Here is a 15,070-nt window from a genome sequence, read left to right on the forward strand (position 1 = left end):
GTCAGCGCCACCCTTTCCTCATCCGTCTGCTTCGCAGACACCTTCTCCCCGAGGGGAGAAGGAAAACCGGCTCAATTGGTCCGCGACCACTTCACCGTGCGGCAGATCAAGCCGCCCATGACACAGCCTGCCGTGGTCAGCGCATTGCCCGAGAGCGTCATCGTGCCCGAATAGGTCTTGCCGTCCTCCGGGTTGAAGGCGCTGCCGTTCCACTTGTTCGCGCCGTTCGGCTTCATGTCGAAGAAGATGCGCTGGCCGAGTTTCGCCGGACCGTTCGGATCCTTGAGCCATGAGATCGTGCCGCAGAGCGCATCGCCGCATTTGCTGAAGCGCACGCGCGAGGCGCCGGTGTCGCGTTCCCAGACGCCGACCACCTCCTGCGCCGAGGCGCGCGTGGCCGCGCCGGCCAGAGTGAACGCCGCCAGGCCTGCCAGGCCGAAAGCCGCCAGTGTCCTCATCGTTTCCTCCTGATCGGCCCGTCGGCCGTTATGGTTTACATGTGAACCATAGCGCCGTTTTGCGTCGGCTCCAAGATGCCGCAGCGACAGTTCTTGACGGCGGTTCCGTGAGGCAAGGTGAATCCATCATCAACGCCGGCATTCCTCCGCTCTGGTCAGGGCATTGAGCGGAAACGCTTTTCCGGCATTCCTTCGTAAACGCCCCGTTGCTTTAACCTGGCGATGACGTCTCGTTGAGACTCGATTCATCGCAAAATTTAGCCCGCGCTTTAACGGTTGCGGCCACTCTCGCACTCATCGGTCGGGGCCTTGGACGGGTGGCTGGCCGCAACGACAGACAGGGTTGGTTCAATCATGGCACGCATGGAGATGAGCGCGATCCCCGCTTCACTGGTGGCACCGGTGGAAGTATCGGCCGAGGCCTATTGCGAGCTCGGGCTGATGCATGCTTCGGGGCGGGCAGGAGCCGTCAATCTGGTCAAGGCTCAGACCTGGTTCAACATTGCCTTCGCACGCGGCAGCGCCCGGGCGGCGGCGCATCGGCAGGAGCTGGCACTGGAAATGAGCCGCGACGAGATCGCGGAAGCGCTGCGCGAGGCCCGCACTTTCCTGACGCGGCACTGAGCGCCACGTTCGGCTACTCGGAGACGACGCGGTCTCGCGTCGTTCAGAAGGCCGCGATGCCGCCCGAGGGCGGGGGCAGGTTGCCCCTGCGGTCCTTGCTGATGGAGTCAGGCGTCACGAGCAGCACCTGGCAGAGCAGGGAAACGAAGCCCGCGAAGACGATCGCAACGACAACCATGGATTGGCTCCCTGTTGTTCACGCGCCATCCTAGCATGAAACAGATCAGTCGGCTCATCGATTCTGGCGCGGCAGCCCGGTGCGCGCGCCTTTTGGGGCAAGCCTTGTAGGGTGCGAAGGCGGCAGCTATAAGCGCGCCGCATTCCCTTATTCGACCCTTCCAAGGATCATTCGATGGCTGTCCAGCGTACCTTCTCCATTCTCAAGCCCGACGCGACGAAGCGCAACCTCACCGGCGCGGTCAACGCGGTCATCGAGAAGGCTGGCCTGCGGATCGTCGCGCAGAAGCGCATCCAGATGACCAAGGCCCAGGCCGAGACCTTCTACGCGGTCCATTCGGCGCGTCCCTTCTTCGGCGAGCTCGTCGAGTTCATGACCTCCGGCCCGGTCGTCGTGCAGGTTCTGGAAGGCGAGGACGCCATCGCCAAGTACCGTGACGTGATGGGCGCCACCAACCCGGCCAACGCCGCCGAGGGCACCATCCGCAAGCTCTTCGCCCAGTCGGTCGGCGAGAACACCGTGCACGGCTCGGACGCTGCCGAGACGGCGGCCGTCGAGATCGCCCAGTTCTTCGCGGGCAACGAGATCGTCGGCTGATCGCAGCCGCAGTTCAGGCTGAAAAGCAAAAAGGGCGGACCGGTTTGCCGGTCCGCCCTTTTCTTTTGGGGCGCAAGCCTGACCGGGCGCTTGCCCGGCCATGGCCCTGCCGTTCCTCAGAAGCCGAGCGAGTAGTTCGATCCGGTGTCGAAGGAATAGCTCGCCGAGATGCCGACTGTGATCGAGTTGCGCGAACCGAAGGGCCGGACGATCGGCGAGCGGGCGGCGTCGCCGGTCAGGCGCTTGTACTCGACATAGGTCGTGGTCTGGAGCCGGTCGGACCAGTGATAGGTCGCCTGCGCCAGCGCGCCATACGAATGCACGCCGGCATTGAAGCGCTGCAGCAGCCCGCCGGTGCCGGGCAGGGCGCCGCTGGTGCCGAAATAGGTGCGCACGTAATCGGCGCTGGCGATGCGCATGCGCGGGCCGATGCCGAAGGTCCAGGGGCCGAGATTGGTGAAGGCGTCGAGCTTGAGGTCGGCGACGACGCCGTCATGGGCGACGATGCCGCGGCGGACGTCGACGCGGGCGCGCAGCCAGGATGTCGGATAGAATTCGGCGAAGGCGCCGGCCTCGCCACCGAATTTCGTGGGGGGCACCGCGACCAGCGCCGGGTTGACCTTGGCGTTGCGCTTCCAGAGCAGATCCCCCGAGAAGCCGATGCGCCAGCCCTGGCCGGAGAACACGCCGATGCTGAGCATGGCGTCGTCCTCGGCCGCCCACCAGGTGCTCTTCAGCCCCCGGCCGAGCGAGATGATCGGCCGCGCCCGGAAGAGATAGTCGTCGGAGCCGGTATAGTCCGGCTGGTAGCGCAGGCCCGCCCCGACCGTCAGATACCAGTTCTGGGCCGACTGGGGCGAGGTGAGCTGGGTGTAGTCGCTCGACTGGGCCTGTGCGGCTCCGGGCAAGGACAGGGCAAGGCCGAGCACGAGGCCCGCCAGATACGCAACGCAACGCATAGTCGAGAACTCCGGCGCCGTGGCACCTCTCGCAAGGGATCTTGCTGCAATGTCGATCAGGAGGATTAAGACGCGGTTAGCGTTGACGGCTTCTTAGCGTCCGCTTGATGATTCGAGCCCTCATCCTGGGAAGCCATTCCTCACGGACGGCTCCTCGGGATCGGGGTTGAGGGAATTTCCAAACGGCGCCTTGCGCATGCGGCCTGTCGCGAATTTCGGCTCCCGCGCCGCCACGCGATGGATTAGAAAAGCTCCATGAACCAGATGCCCCGCGTCGAGATCCGCCCCTCGGTCTGCCCGCATGATTGCCCTTCCGCCTGCTCGCTCGAGGTCGAGGTTCTCGACGGACGCAGCATCGGCCGCGTGCGCGGCTCCAAGCGCCAGAGCTATACCGACGGCGTGATCTGCGCCAAGGTCGCCCGCTACGCCGAGCGCATCCACCATCCCGACCGGCTGCTGCACCCGCTGAAGCGCGTCGGCCCGAAGGGGGCAGGGCAGTTCGAGCGCATCTCCTGGGACGAGGCGCTCGACGAGATCGCGCGCCGTTTCCTCGCCATCGAGACCGAGCATGGTTCCGAGGCGATTTGGCCTTATTATTATGCCGGGACGATGGGGCTGGTGATGCGCGACGGCATCAACCGCCTGCGCCACGCCAAGCGCTATTCCGGCCAGTATTCGACCATCTGCACGACGACCGCCTGGACCGGCTTCATTGCCGGCACGGGCCGTCTCGCCGGCGTCGATCCGCGCGAGATGGCGAAGTCGGACTGCGTCGTGATCTGGGGCACCAACGCCGTGCACACCCAGGTCAACGTCATGAACCACGCCATCAAGGCGCGGAAGGAGCGCGGCGCCAAGATCGTCGCCATCGACATCTACCGCAACGCCACGCTGCAGCAGGCCGATCTCGCGCTCGTCCTGAAGCCTGGCACCGACGCGGCGCTCGCCTGCGCCGTGATGCATGTCCTGTTCCGCGACGGCCATGCCGACCGCGACTATCTCGCTGCCCATACCGACTACCCCGACGAGCTGGAGGCCCACCTCGCGACGCGCACCCCGGAATGGGCGGCGGCGATCACGGGGCTGAGCGTCGCCGAGATCGAGGAATTCGCCACGCTGGTCGGCACCCGCAAGCGGAGCTTCTTCCGCCTCGGCTACGGCTTCGCGCGCCAGCGTAACGGCGCGGTCTCGATGCATGCGGCGCTGTCGGTGCCGGCGGTGACGGGAGCCTGGCAGTACGAGGGCGGCGGCGCCTTCCACAGCAACAGCGGCATCTACAGATGGCGCAAGAGCCTGATCGAGGGGCTCGACACCATGGAGCGCGGCGTGCGCCAGCTCGACCAGTCGCAGATCGGCCGCGTCCTGACCGGCGATGCGCCGGCCCTGCGCGATGGCGGCCCCGTCAAGGCGCTCTTCATCCAGAACACCAACCCGGTCTCGGTGGCGCCCGAGCAGGAGCTGGTCAAGCAGGGCTTTGCCCGCGAGGACCTGTTCACCGTCGTCCACGAGCAGTTCATGACCGAGACGGCGGCCATGGCCGACATCGTCCTGCCGGCGACGCAGTTCATGGAGCATGACGATCTCTACCAGGGCGGCGGCCACCAGCACATCATGTGGGGCGGCAAGCTGATCGAGCCGCCGGGCGAGTGCCGCTCGAACCATGAGGTCGTCTCGGCGCTGGCGCAGCGGCTGGGCGCCGAGCATCGCGGCTTCGCCATGACCCCGCGCGAAATCGTCGACTGGACGCTGCGCGAGAGCGGGCGCGGTACGCTGGACGAGCTGATCGCGAATGATTTCCTCGACGTACAGCCGGATTTCGAGACGGCGCATTACCTGAAGGGATTCGGCCATCGCGACGGCAAGTTCCACTTCAAGCCGGACTGGCCGAAGGTGCCGAACGCCAATGACGGCCTCGTTGGTCCTTATGACCGGCTGCCGGCGCTACCCGATCAGTGGGACGTCATCGAGCTCGCCGATGACGAGCATCCTTTCCGCCTCGCCACCAGCCCGGCGCGCAGCTTCCTTAATTCGACCTTCAATGAGACGCCAGGCTCGCTGAAGAAGGAGGGGCAGCCGACGCTGATGCTGCATCCGGACGATGCGGCCGGGCTCGGCATCGCGGCCGGCGACGAAGTCGTCGTCGGCAACCGGCGCGGCACGGTCCATCTGACCGCGGCGATCTTCGCAGGGCTGGTACGCGGCGTGGTCATCGCCGAGTCGATCTGGCCCAATGCGGCCCATAAGCACGGTCGCGGCATCAACACCCTGACCGGCGCCGATTCGCCGGCGCCTTTCGGCGGTGCCGCCTTCCATGACAACAAGGTGTGGATCCGGAAGGCCTGACAAGCTTCGGAGCCTCTTGACCTTTCATGCATCTGTGTCATGCGGAGGCGTGGCGGCGCCGGGATCCATGCGACCGCTTCTTCTCGAAGGACGGGCAAGTCATGATGATGCGGCGGTTGGGTGCGGTCGTTCTGGCCGGTGGATTCTCGATGCTGTTGGGCGCCTCGGCCTATGCCGCGAGCAGCTCCACGGCGCTGCCTCCGCCGGACCCGACCGCGAAGAACCTGACGCCCTACATGATTCAGCTCCGTGCCTTCGACGCCTGCCTGATCACCCAGTCGCGCCTGCTCAACACGACGCGCGAGGCGGTGCACACGCCCTGCAGCTGCTACGCCAAGGGCACCGTCAATGCCATGAGCAAGGACGAGATCCAGGCCTTCCGCGACACCGGCTATTTCAACGACACGGCCCGCGAAAAGGGCCTCCGCTTCATCGACCAGTGCAAGCTGAAGCGGCCGATCTGAGCCGAGTGGCGTTTTTGGTCGGTGCGGCAGCGCCGTTTCTCGGATAGCGCGGGGAACCCTCTCCCGGAGGGAGAGGGCAGGGTGAGGGGAAGGCCGCTGGACGTTGTGGCCGTGACCTGACGGCTGCTGCTGCGAGGTTTGTGCCTTACTGGTCAAACGACCTACACCTCACCTCTACCCCTCTCCTTTCCGGAGAGGGGATCCCGCGCCTTCGATACCTCCCGCCTTGCTGCTGACACGCTCCTGACAGAAGTTGTCACCCCGGCTGGGCCATGATGCCGCAGCTACGAGGCCGGGTAGGGAGATAATGCCGTGCAGCGCGCCGAACGATTGCTCGACATGATCCAGAGCCTGCGTCGCCGCAGGCGCCCCGTCACCGCCGAGACGCTGGCCTCAGAGCTCGATGTCTCCGTGCGGACGGTCTATCGCGACATCGGCGCCTTGGTGCGCCAGGGCGTGCCTGTGCGCGGCGAGGCCGGCATCGGCTATGTGCTCGACGCCGGTTTCGACCTGCCGCCGCTGATGCTCTCGCCCGACGAGATCGAGGCCGTGCTCGTCGGCATGCGCTGGCTCAGCGAGCGGGCGGACCCGGTGCTCGCGCGAGCGGCCGAGGATGTCGTCAGCAAGGTTGCGGCCGTACTGCCAGCCCATCTGAAGCCGATCCTGCTCGACGGCGCCTTGTTCGCGGCCTCCCATCCGGGCGAGCTGCCGGTCGATCAGGTCGATGTCGCGGCCGTGCGCGCCGCGATCCGCAACGGCCGCAAGCTCTCGATCGAATACAGCGACGAAAGCGGCCATGCGACGCAGCGCATGATCTGGCCGATCGGCATGACCTTCTACGAGCGCGTCCGCATCGTCATCGCCTGGTGCGAGCTTCGGCAGGCCTTCCGCCATTTCCGCACCGACCGTATGACCGGCCTCGTCGCACTGGAGGAGCGTTACCCCGCCCGCCGCGCCGATCTCTTCCGCCGCTGGCAGAAGGAGGAGGAGAAGACGCGCGAGGAATGGGAGCGCTGCAAGCGCGAGGGCGGCGGGATGCCGGCGAACGCCGAGGGCGCAGCCGCCTCTCAGCCGCGGATGACGACCCCGCCTTCGAGCCTGGCCCGGCCCGAAGCGACCTCGGCCAGCGCCGCCGGATAGAGCTTGTGCTCCTCGGCAAGGACGCGCTGCGCCAGCTTGTCCTCGTCGTCGCCGGGCAGGACCGGCACCTTCGCCTGCAAGATGACCGGGCCGGCATCGAGCTCCGGCACGACGAAATGCACCGAGCAGCCATGCTCGGCGACGCCGGCTTCCAGTGCCTGCCGGTGCGTATGCGTGCCCTTGAACAGCGGCAGCAGCGAGGGGTGGATGTTGATCATCCGGCCTTCCCAGCGCGTCACGAACCAGGGCGTCAGGATGCGCATGAAGCCGGCGAGCACGACCAGATCGATCTGGTTGACGCGCAGCACCTCGTCCATCGCGCGCTCGAAGGCCTCGCGGTCCTTGCCGAAGGCGCGGTGATCCACGGTCGCGGTCGCGATGCCGAAGCCGCGCGCCCGGTCGAGCCCCGCGACGTCGGGAATGTTCGAGAGCACAAGCGCGATCTGCGCCGGGTAATCCGACGCCAGCGCGGCTTCCGCCAGCGAAACCATGTTGGAACCGCGCCCGGAGATCAGCACTCCGACGCGTTTGCGGCCAGCCGCCATGCTCACAGCGCGAGCTTGCCGCGATAGCTGACCGGCTCCTCGCCTTCCGCGGCCGGCACGATCTCGCCGAGCCTGACTGGCGCCTCGCCAGCGGCCTTGAGCGCCGCAAGAACCTCGTCGGCCTTCGCAGCATCCGCCGCGACGATCATGCCGATGCCGCAGTTGAAGGTGCGCAGCATCTCGCGCTCGGCGACACCGCCGATCTTGGCGAGCCAGCCGAAGACGGGCGGCACCGGGATCGAGGCGAGGTCGAGCGCGACGCCGAGCCCTTCCGGCAGTACGCGCGGGATATTGTCGGGAAAGCCGCCGCCGGTGATATGGGCGAGCGCCTTGATGCCGTCGGTTGCCTTCAGCGCCTGCAGCAGCGGCTTCACATAGATGCGTGTCGGCTCCAGCAGCGCCTGCGCCAGCGTCCTGGCGGGGGCGAAGGGGGCAGGGGCTTCCCAGCCGAGGCCACTGAGCTCGACGATGCGGCGCACCAGCGAATAGCCGTTCGAATGCACGCCGGAGGAGGGCAGGCCGAAGACCACGTCGCCCGGCTTCAGGTCCTCGCGGGGCAGCAGCGTGCCGCGCTCGGCCGCGCCGACGGCGAAGCCGGCGAGGTCGTAATCCTTTTCGGCATACATGCCGGGCATCTCGGCGGTCTCGCCGCCGATCAGCGCGCAGCCGGCCTGGCGGCAGCCATCGGCGATGCCGCGCACGATCTCGACGCCGACCTTCGGGTCGAGCTTGCCGGTGGCGTAATAGTCGAGGAAGAGCAGGGGCTCGGCGCCCTGGACGATCAGGTCGTTGACGCACATCGCCACGAGATCGATGCCGATCGTCGAGTGCAGCCCGCTTTCGATGGCGATCTTCACCTTGGTGCCGACGCCGTCATTGGCGGCGACCAAGATCGGATCGTTGAAGCCGGCGGCCTTGAGATCGAACAACCCGCCGAAACCGCCGATCTCGGCATCCGCGCCCGGCCGGCGCGTCGCGCGCACCAGCGGCTTGATCTCGTCGACCATGGCATTGCCGGCGTCGATATCGACACCTGCCTGCGCATAGGTCAGTCCGTTTGCGCCGGGCTTGCTCATTGCGGTCTCGCCTTTGTTCCTGTTCGCGGGAGCGATAGGCAAGCACGCCCCGGCTGGCAAGGCTTGGAACGGGCTTTATTGGCTTTATCATCGCCATCTTGCGTCATTCCGGGCGACCGAAAGAGAGACCCGGGATCCATGCCTGGGCTAACCCGGGATGACGGCGCGAGGAAACGGATGTCATGAGTGGCCGGGCTGGCATTGCGCGTGATGCTGAGCGAAGCTGCACCCATGACGATCCCGAATCTGATCACGCTCGGCCGGCTCTTCCTGGTGCCGCTCGTCATCGTGATGATCGTCAATGCGCGCTGGGACGCCGCTTTCGTCATTTTCGTCGTCGCGGGTGTGTCCGATGCCGTCGACGGCTTCCTCGCCAAGCGCTGCGGCATGGCGAGCGAGCTCGGCGCCTATCTCGATCCCATCGCCGACAAGGCGCTGATCGTCTCGATCTACATCACGCTCGCGGTGGTCGGCGCGATTCCGTTCTGGCTCGTCGTCCTGGTCGTGGCGCGCGACATCATGATCGTGGCCGCGGTGCTGCTCTCCTGGCTGCTCGACCGGCCGGTCACGATCGCCCCCTTTATCGTCAGTAAGCTCAACACCGCCGCGCAGATCGCCTTTGCCGCGCTGGCGCTCGGCTCGCGCGCCTTCGGCATCGATCCCGGTCCCGCCGGCACGGTCGGCGAGCTGGTCGTCGCCTTGTTGACGCTCGCCTCGATGGCGGCCTATCTCGCCTTCTGGCTGCGGCACATGGCGGGATCGACCGAGACCGCCCGCGCTGGCCGGGAACCGCCGGACCACGTATAGAGTTGCTCGTCTTCCTGCCGAAGACGCGAAGAGGCTGATGGATGACCTTACAGCGCCAGATCGGCTTTTGGCTGGGTTCCCTCTTCCTCTTCGTGCTGTTCCTGGTGCTGCTCAGGGACATCCTGCTGCCCTTCATCGCGGCGCTGGCGCTTGCCTATCTGCTCGATCCGCTGGCCGACCGGCTGGAGCGCCTCGGGATGAGCCGTCTTGCCGCGACCATCGTCATCCTCGTCGTCTTCATCCTGATCTTCGCGCTGGTGCTGATCCTGCTCGCGCCGCTGCTCGGCCAGCAACTCGCCGGGCTGGTGGCACGGCTGCCCGGGGATGCGGCGAAACTGCAGTCGCTCGTGCTCGAAAAGGGCGCGCCCTGGCTCGAGCGCTTCGGCGGCGGCGATCTTGCCAAGCAGGCGCAAAGCTCGCTGGGCGACCTCGTCGGCCAGGCGACGAAATGGGTTGGCGGCCTGCTGCAATCGCTCTGGAGCGGCGGCACCGCGATCGTCGGCGTCTTTTCGCTGCTGGTGCTGACGCCGGTCATCGCCTTCTATCTGCTGGTCGACTGGGATCGCATGGTCGCGACCGTCGATAGCTGGCTGCCGCGCGACCATCGCAAGACCATCCGCGGGCTGGTCCGCGAGATGGACACCGCCATCGCCGGATTCCTGCGCGGGCAGGCGCTGGTCTGCCTGCTGCTGGGCGCTTTCTACGCCATCGGGCTGAGCGTGGTCGGTGTCAATTTCGGCGCGTTGATCGGCATCATCTCGGGCTTCCTCTCCTTCATTCCCTATGTCGGCTCGCTGACCGGGCTCGTGCTCTCGGTCGGCGTCGCGACGGTGCAGTTCTGGCCGGACTGGACCTGGCCGCTGGCGACGCTCGGCGTCTTCCTGGTCGGGCAGTTCCTCGAGGGCAACATCTTCCAGCCGAAATTCGTCGGCGATTCGATCGGCGTCCATCCGGTCTGGCTGATGTTCGCGCTGCTTGCCTTCGGTTCGCTCTTCGGCTTCGTCGGCCTGCTGCTGGCGGTGCCGCTGGCGGCGGTGATCGGCGTGCTCTGCCGCTTCGCCCTCAGGCAGTATCTCGCCAGCAATCTCTATCGCGGCATTCATCCGAACCCGGCGAAGGCCGATGTGACGATCGAGATCGAGCGCTGAGCCGCCCATGTCAGACGCGCCTTCGCGCCCGCGCCAGCTCGCCTTCGACCTGCCGGTCGACAGTCGCCACGGCGTCGAGGATTTCCTCGTCGGCCCCTCGAACGAGGCGGCCTACGGGCTGGTCGAAAGCTGGCCGCGCTGGCCGGATGCCTGGCTGCGCCTGACGGGACCGGAAGGCGCGGGCAAGACCCATCTCGCCGCGATCTGGGCCCGCATGGCCCATGCCTGGACAATTCCCGCGCGTGATCTGGCTGACGAGAAGGTGCCGCATCTGGTCTCGGGCGGCGCGCTCGTGATCGAGGATTGCGATGCCGCCCCCTTCGACGAGCCGGCGCTGTTCCATCTGATGAACGCGATCAAGGCGCGCGGCGGCCATCTGCTGCTGACGGCGCGCACGCCGCCCGATCTCTGGGGCCTGCGCGTGCCGGACCTGCTCTCGCGCCTGCGGCTGGCACCGAGCGCCACCATCGAGCCGCCGGATGACGGGTTGCTTCGCGCCGTGCTGGTCAAGCTCTTCATCGATCGCCAGCTCGTGGTCGATACGGCGGTCATCGATACGCTGGCGCTCAGGATGGAGCGCTCCTTCGCCGCCGCGCGGCAGGTCGTGGACCGGCTCGACCGGGTGGCGCTGGAGCGCGGCCGGCGCGTGACGCGCCCGCTGGTGCAGGAGGTGCTGGCCGAGCTGTTCCCGCAGGAGCCGGGCTGAGCGGCTTGCTGACGATCGCGGGGGCTGCCGGGCGCCCCGTGAAGCCTCCTATCTATGGCCGGCGGCCGATGCCTGCTAACCTTTTCCGACAGCGATTCATGTCGCTTGTCATCGAACCGTCACGGTAGGATGGCTTCACAACGCCCCATGAGACGCACGAGCAGGACGACGACCAGGGTAAGGGTACGGACCAAGCGCATGACCACGGAGATCGCGGCCGACATGCCCGACATGCCGGATAGGGCGACGGGGGATTCGGACGCATTGCCGCTGCGCCGGCAGCCGGCGCGCTTCATGAATCGCGAGCTCTCCTGGCTGCAGTTCAACCGCCGGGTCATGGAGGAGGCGTCGAACCGCAGCCATCCGCTGCTGGAGCAGCTGCGCTTCCTCTCGATCTCGGCCAACAACCTCGACGAGTTCTTCATGGTCCGCGTCTCGGGCCTGCGCGAGCAGCTCAAGGCCGGCGTCGTCACTCCCAGCCAGGACGGGCTCACCCCGGCCGAGCAGCTCGTCGAGATCGGCAATGCGGTTTCGGCCCTGACCGACGACCAACAGGCGCGCTGGGTCGAACTGCGCCATGAGCTGCACGAGAACCGCATCCACCTGCTCGGCCCGGCCGATATCGGTTCGCAGGACCGGATCTGGCTGGAGGACTATTTCCTCAATTACGTCTTCCCGGTGCTGACACCGCTGGCGATCGACCCGGCCCATCCCTTCCCCTTCATCCCGAATCTCGGTTTCACCGTCGCGCTCGCGCTGGAGCGCCTCAGCGACGGGCGCCAGCTCGACGCGCTGATCCGCGTGCCGATCAAGATCGACCGCTTCATCGAGCTGCCCGATCTCGCCCGCGAAGGTTTGCACCGCTTCATCACCCTCGAGGATGCGGTCTCGCTCTTTATCGCCAAGCTTTTCCCCGGCTACGAGGTCAAGGGCACCGGCTCCTTCCGCGTCATCCGCGACTCCGACCTCGATATCGAGGAGGAGGCGGAGGACCTCGTCCGCGTCTTCGAGACCATGCTGAAGCAGCGGCGCCTCGGCGTCGTCATCCGGCTCGAACTCTCGACCGGCATGCCCGACCATCTGCGCCGGATGATCGTGCGCGAGCTCAAGGTCGACAGCGACGAGGTCGTCGAGGTCAACGGCATGATCGGCCTGAACGAGCTTGCCCAGCTCGTCAGCGTCGACCGGCCGGACCTCAAGTTCAGGCCCTACAACGCCCGTTTCCCCGAGCGCATCCGCGAGCATGGCGGCGACTGCTTCGCCGCGATCCGGCAGAAGGACCTGCTGGTCCATCATCCCTATGAGAGCTTCGACGTCGTGGTGCAGTTCCTGCAGCAGGCGGCGCGCGACCCCAATGTCGTCGCGATCAAGCAGACGCTCTACCGCACCTCTTCGAACTCGCCGATCGTCAAGGCGCTGACCGAGGCCGCCGAGGCCGGCAAGTCGGTGACCGCACTGGTCGAGCTCAAGGCCCGCTTCGACGAGGAAGCGAACATCCGCTGGGCCAAGGAGATGGAGCGCGCCGGCGTCCAGGTCGTCTACGGCTTCATCGAGCTGAAGACCCACGCCAAGCTGTCACTGGTGGTGCGGCGCGAAGCCGGCCAGCTCGTCAGCTACTGTCATATCGCGACCGGCAACTACCATCCGATCACGGCGCGCATCTACACCGACGTGTCCTTCTTCACCGCCGATCCGGTGCTTTCGCAGGATGTCGCCCGCGTCTTCAACTTCATCACCGGCTATGCCGAGCCGGCCGGGCTGGAGCGCATGGCCGTCTCGCCGACGAACCTGAAGAAGCGTCTGCTCGGCGACATCGCCGAGGAGGTCGCGCATGTGAAGGCCGGCCGCAAGGGCGCGATCTGGGGCAAATGCAATTCACTGGTCGATCCCGAGATCATCGACGCGCTCTATGACGCCAGCCGGGCCGGTGTCGAGATCGACTTCGTCGTGCGCGGCATCTGCTGCCTGCGGCCAGGCCTGCCCGGTTTGTCGGAGAATATCCGGGTCAAGTCGATCATCGGCCGCTTCCTGGAGCACAACCGCATCTACGCCTTCGGCGCCGGCCATGGCTTGCCTTCGCCCAAGGCGAAGGTCTACATCTCCTCCGCCGACCTGATGCCGCGCAATCTCGACCGTCGCGTCGAGGCGCTGACGCCGATCCTGAACCCGACGGTGCACCAGCAATTGCTCGATCAGATCATGCTCGCCAACCTGCTCGACAATGAGCAGAGCTGGACGATCCTGCCCGATGGCGGCTCGCGCCGCATTGTCCCGGCGCCGAACGAAGAACCGTTCAATGCGCATAATTACTTCATGACAAATCCGAGTCTGTCCGGTCGTGGAAAATCGCTCTCCAGTTCCAGTCCCCGTGCCCTTTCCCGCAAGGGAGGCCGTAAGGCCTGAATTGCAGCACGCGCCCGGCCGTCTGGCGCTCGGCGACACCATCGCCATCGTCGATATCGGCTCGAACTCGGTTCGTCTCGTCGTCTACGAGATGCTCGTTCGGGCACCGTCGCAGGTCTTCAACGAGAAGGAGATGGCCGGGCTCGGCCGGCAGGTCGCCACGACCGGCCGCCTGGCCGAGGACGCCATCGAGAAGGCGATCGCCGCGCTGGTGCGCTTCCGCATCCTCTGCGAGGCGATGCATGTCGGCGAGCTCCGCGTCATCGCCACCGCCGCCGCGCGCTATGCCGAGAACGGCCCCGAATTCATCGCCCGGGCGGAGCAGGCGATCGGCCAGCCGATCGAGCTGATCTCGGGCGGGCGCGAAGCGGTGCTGTCCGGGCTCGGTGTCATTTCCGGCTTCGACGAGCCCGATGGGGTGGTTGGCGACCTCGGCGGCGGCAGCCTCGAGCTGATCTCCGTGAAGCGCGGCGAAGTCGGGAAGGGCGCCAGCGTGCCGCTCGGCGGCCTGGCGCTGCTCGACCGCTCGAAGGGCTCGCTGAAGGCCGCCGAGAAGATCGTCAAGGACGAGCTCGACAAGCTGCCCCAGCTCGCCGCCATGAAGGGGCGGGACTTCTACGCCGTCGGCGGCACCTGGCGTGCGCTCGCGACGCTGCATCAGCGCCGGGCCAATTATCCCCTCAACGTCATGCACGGCTACGCCATCCCGCCCCGGGACGCGGCCGATTTCGTCAGGCTGGTCGAGCGCGCCGACGCCTCGGTGCTCGATGCGATCGACGCCGTCTCCTCGGCGCGCCGCCCGCTGCTGGCCTATGGCGCACTGGTGCTGGACGAGCTGATCAAGCGCGGCAAGCCGCGCAACATCGTCATCTCCGCCCAGGGCGTACGCGAGGGCCTGCTGCACGAGCAGCTTTCGGCCGAGGAGCGTGCGGCCGATCCGCTCCTGCAGGCGGCGCGCGACTACAACCTCCTGCGCGCCCGCGATCCACGCCACGCGGCCGAGCTGATCGACTGGACCAAGGCGATCATGGAGACGGCGGGTCTGCCGCAGGACGAACCCTCGGCGCGGCTGGTCGAGGCCGTCTGCCTGCTGTCGGATATCGGCTGGCGCGCCCATCCCGACTATCGCGGCGAGCAGAGCATGAACGTCATCGCCCATGCCTATTTCACCGGCATAGACCATGTCGGCCGCGCCTTCCTGGCGCTGACGATCTTCCTTCGCTATGCCGGGCTGAAGGCGTCCTCGCCTGCGGCCGATGGTCTCAGGACGCTGCTGCCGCCGGCTCTGTTCGAGCGGGCGGTCCTGATCGGCGCGATCTTCCGGGTCGCCTATCTGCTCTCGGCCGGCATGGCCGGCATCCTGCCGCGCATTCCGGCGCTCTGCGTCGACAGGCGCCTCGTGCTGCGCCTGCCCGACGATCTCGCGGCGCTGGCGAGCGAGCGCGTCGAGGGACGGCTGAAGCAGCTCGCGAAGCTCCTGGCGCGGGACTACGAGATCGGGCGGGTCTGACGCCGGGGATCGAGGCTCGCGTCATTCTCGGGCGGAGCGAAGCGCCGACCCGAGAATCTCTTGCAGAACCGGGGTCGAAGCCCCGCTTCGCGTGATGCCCGGGTCAAGCCCG

The 15,070-nt window shown here is 66.9% G+C and carries 14 protein-coding genes and 1 pseudogene; 10 read left to right on the forward strand and 5 right to left on the reverse strand.

What is annotated here, in order from left to right:
• Positions 1-71 precede the first annotated feature (71 nt).
• A complete protein-coding gene (locus IED13_RS04450) occupies positions 72-458 on the reverse strand; it encodes a DUF2147 domain-containing protein (protein ID WP_133565586.1) in 387 nt (128 codons plus the stop codon).
• Positions 459-827: 369 nt separating this feature from the next.
• On the opposite strand from IED13_RS04450, the gene IED13_RS04455 reads away from it, so the two are divergent.
• Positions 828-1,082 (forward strand): sel1 repeat family protein, encoded by a 255-nt coding sequence (locus IED13_RS04455; protein WP_248312443.1) that lies wholly within the window; start codon positions 828-830, stop codon positions 1,080-1,082.
• Positions 1,083-1,125: 43 nt separating this feature from the next.
• Here IED13_RS04455 and IED13_RS29050 read toward each other — a convergent pair whose 3' ends face one another.
• Positions 1,126-1,260 carry a hypothetical protein gene (locus IED13_RS29050; RefSeq protein WP_260368324.1) on the reverse strand — a complete coding sequence of 45 codons (135 nt, stop codon included), beginning with the start codon at positions 1,258-1,260 and terminating at the stop codon, positions 1,126-1,128.
• Between the two features lie 174 nt (positions 1,261-1,434).
• On the opposite strand from IED13_RS29050, the gene ndk reads away from it, so the two are divergent.
• Positions 1,435-1,857 (forward strand): nucleoside-diphosphate kinase, encoded by a 423-nt coding sequence (gene ndk / locus IED13_RS04460; protein ID WP_038368099.1) that lies wholly within the window; start codon positions 1,435-1,437, stop codon positions 1,855-1,857.
• Between the two features lie 116 nt (positions 1,858-1,973).
• On the opposite strand, the gene IED13_RS04465 is transcribed toward ndk, so the two are convergent.
• On the reverse strand, positions 1,974-2,816 hold the full coding sequence (locus tag IED13_RS04465; RefSeq protein ID WP_051988489.1) for a MipA/OmpV family protein: 843 nt from the start codon (positions 2,814-2,816) through the stop codon (positions 1,974-1,976).
• 255 nt (positions 2,817-3,071) lie between these two features.
• On the opposite strand from IED13_RS04465, the gene IED13_RS04470 reads away from it, so the two are divergent.
• The 3 genes and pseudogenes from IED13_RS04470 to IED13_RS04480 all read left to right on the forward strand — a co-directional run.
• Positions 3,072-5,159, forward strand: a complete 2,088-nt coding sequence (locus tag IED13_RS04470; protein WP_191123497.1) for a molybdopterin-containing oxidoreductase family protein — start codon at positions 3,072-3,074, stop codon at positions 5,157-5,159.
• A gap of 101 nt (positions 5,160-5,260) precedes the next feature.
• Positions 5,261-5,623, forward strand: coding sequence for a hypothetical protein (locus tag IED13_RS04475; RefSeq protein WP_038368794.1), 363 nt, complete (start codon positions 5,261-5,263; stop codon positions 5,621-5,623).
• 312 nt (positions 5,624-5,935) lie between these two features.
• A pseudogene (locus IED13_RS04480) lies at positions 5,936-6,604 on the forward strand (helix-turn-helix transcriptional regulator); the annotation flags it as partial.
• A gap of 86 nt (positions 6,605-6,690) precedes the next feature.
• Here IED13_RS04480 and purN read toward each other — a convergent pair.
• Positions 6,691-7,308 (reverse strand): phosphoribosylglycinamide formyltransferase, encoded by a 618-nt coding sequence (gene purN, locus IED13_RS04485; protein WP_191123498.1) that lies wholly within the window; start codon positions 7,306-7,308, stop codon positions 6,691-6,693.
• A gap of 2 nt (positions 7,309-7,310) precedes the next feature.
• On the reverse strand, positions 7,311-8,384 hold the full coding sequence (gene purM, locus IED13_RS04490; RefSeq protein WP_191123499.1) for a phosphoribosylformylglycinamidine cyclo-ligase: 1,074 nt from the start codon (positions 8,382-8,384) through the stop codon (positions 7,311-7,313).
• Positions 8,385-8,615: 231 nt separating this feature from the next.
• Here purM and IED13_RS04495 point away from each other — a divergent pair, with 231 nt between their 5' ends.
• The 5 genes from IED13_RS04495 to ppx all read left to right on the forward strand — a co-directional run bounded on the left by IED13_RS04495 (position 8,616) and on the right by ppx (position 14,958).
• Positions 8,616-9,191 carry a CDP-alcohol phosphatidyltransferase family protein gene (locus IED13_RS04495; protein ID WP_038368791.1) on the forward strand — a complete coding sequence of 192 codons (576 nt, stop codon included), beginning with the start codon at positions 8,616-8,618 and terminating at the stop codon, positions 9,189-9,191.
• Positions 9,192-9,232: 41 nt separating this feature from the next.
• The gene (locus IED13_RS04500) at positions 9,233-10,339 is read left to right on the forward strand and encodes an AI-2E family transporter (RefSeq protein WP_191123500.1); all 1,107 of its coding nucleotides are present in this window, start codon (positions 9,233-9,235) and stop codon (positions 10,337-10,339) included.
• A gap of 7 nt (positions 10,340-10,346) precedes the next feature.
• Positions 10,347-11,045, forward strand: coding sequence for an HdaA/DnaA family protein (locus IED13_RS04505; protein ID WP_112761942.1), 699 nt, complete (start codon positions 10,347-10,349; stop codon positions 11,043-11,045).
• Between the two features lie 222 nt (positions 11,046-11,267).
• Complete coding sequence (locus IED13_RS04510; RefSeq protein WP_370954308.1) at positions 11,268-13,448, forward strand: RNA degradosome polyphosphate kinase; 2,181 nt, start codon at positions 11,268-11,270, stop codon at positions 13,446-13,448.
• A 1-nt stretch (position 13,449) separates the two neighbouring features.
• Positions 13,450-14,958: an exopolyphosphatase gene (gene ppx, locus IED13_RS04515; RefSeq protein ID WP_210323500.1), complete on the forward strand. Its 1,509-nt coding sequence runs from the start codon at positions 13,450-13,452 to the stop codon at positions 14,956-14,958.
• Positions 14,959-15,070: the final 112 nt, after the last annotated feature.

This window comes from Allobosea spartocytisi, from assembly GCF_014764685.1.
In the GTDB taxonomy this organism is placed as follows: Bacteria; Pseudomonadota; Alphaproteobacteria; order Rhizobiales; family Beijerinckiaceae; genus Allobosea; species Allobosea spartocytisi.

Coding starts and splice junctions, on each gene's coding strand:
- ndk (WP_038368099.1), top strand. CDS start 1,435: ATGGCTGTCCAGCGTACCTTCTCCATTCTCAAGCCCGACGCGACGAAG.
- IED13_RS04455 (WP_248312443.1), top strand. CDS start 828: ATGAGCGCGATCCCCGCTTCACTGGTGGCACCGGTGGAAGTATCGGCC.
- IED13_RS04465 (WP_051988489.1), bottom strand. CDS start 2,816: ATGCGTTGCGTTGCGTATCTGGCGGGCCTCGTGCTCGGCCTTGCCCTG.
- IED13_RS04470 (WP_191123497.1), top strand. CDS start 3,072: ATGAACCAGATGCCCCGCGTCGAGATCCGCCCCTCGGTCTGCCCGCAT.
- IED13_RS04510 (WP_370954308.1), top strand. CDS start 11,268: ATGCCCGACATGCCGGATAGGGCGACGGGGGATTCGGACGCATTGCCG.
- purM (WP_191123499.1), bottom strand. CDS start 8,384: ATGAGCAAGCCCGGCGCAAACGGACTGACCTATGCGCAGGCAGGTGTC.
- purN (WP_191123498.1), bottom strand. CDS start 7,308: ATGGCGGCTGGCCGCAAACGCGTCGGAGTGCTGATCTCCGGGCGCGGT.
- IED13_RS04500 (WP_191123500.1), top strand. CDS start 9,233: ATGACCTTACAGCGCCAGATCGGCTTTTGGCTGGGTTCCCTCTTCCTC.
- IED13_RS04450 (WP_133565586.1), bottom strand. CDS start 458: ATGAGGACACTGGCGGCTTTCGGCCTGGCAGGCCTGGCGGCGTTCACT.
- IED13_RS04495 (WP_038368791.1), top strand. CDS start 8,616: ATGACGATCCCGAATCTGATCACGCTCGGCCGGCTCTTCCTGGTGCCG.
- IED13_RS04475 (WP_038368794.1), top strand. CDS start 5,261: ATGATGATGCGGCGGTTGGGTGCGGTCGTTCTGGCCGGTGGATTCTCG.
- IED13_RS29050 (WP_260368324.1), bottom strand. CDS start 1,260: ATGGTTGTCGTTGCGATCGTCTTCGCGGGCTTCGTTTCCCTGCTCTGC.
- IED13_RS04505 (WP_112761942.1), top strand. CDS start 10,347: ATGTCAGACGCGCCTTCGCGCCCGCGCCAGCTCGCCTTCGACCTGCCG.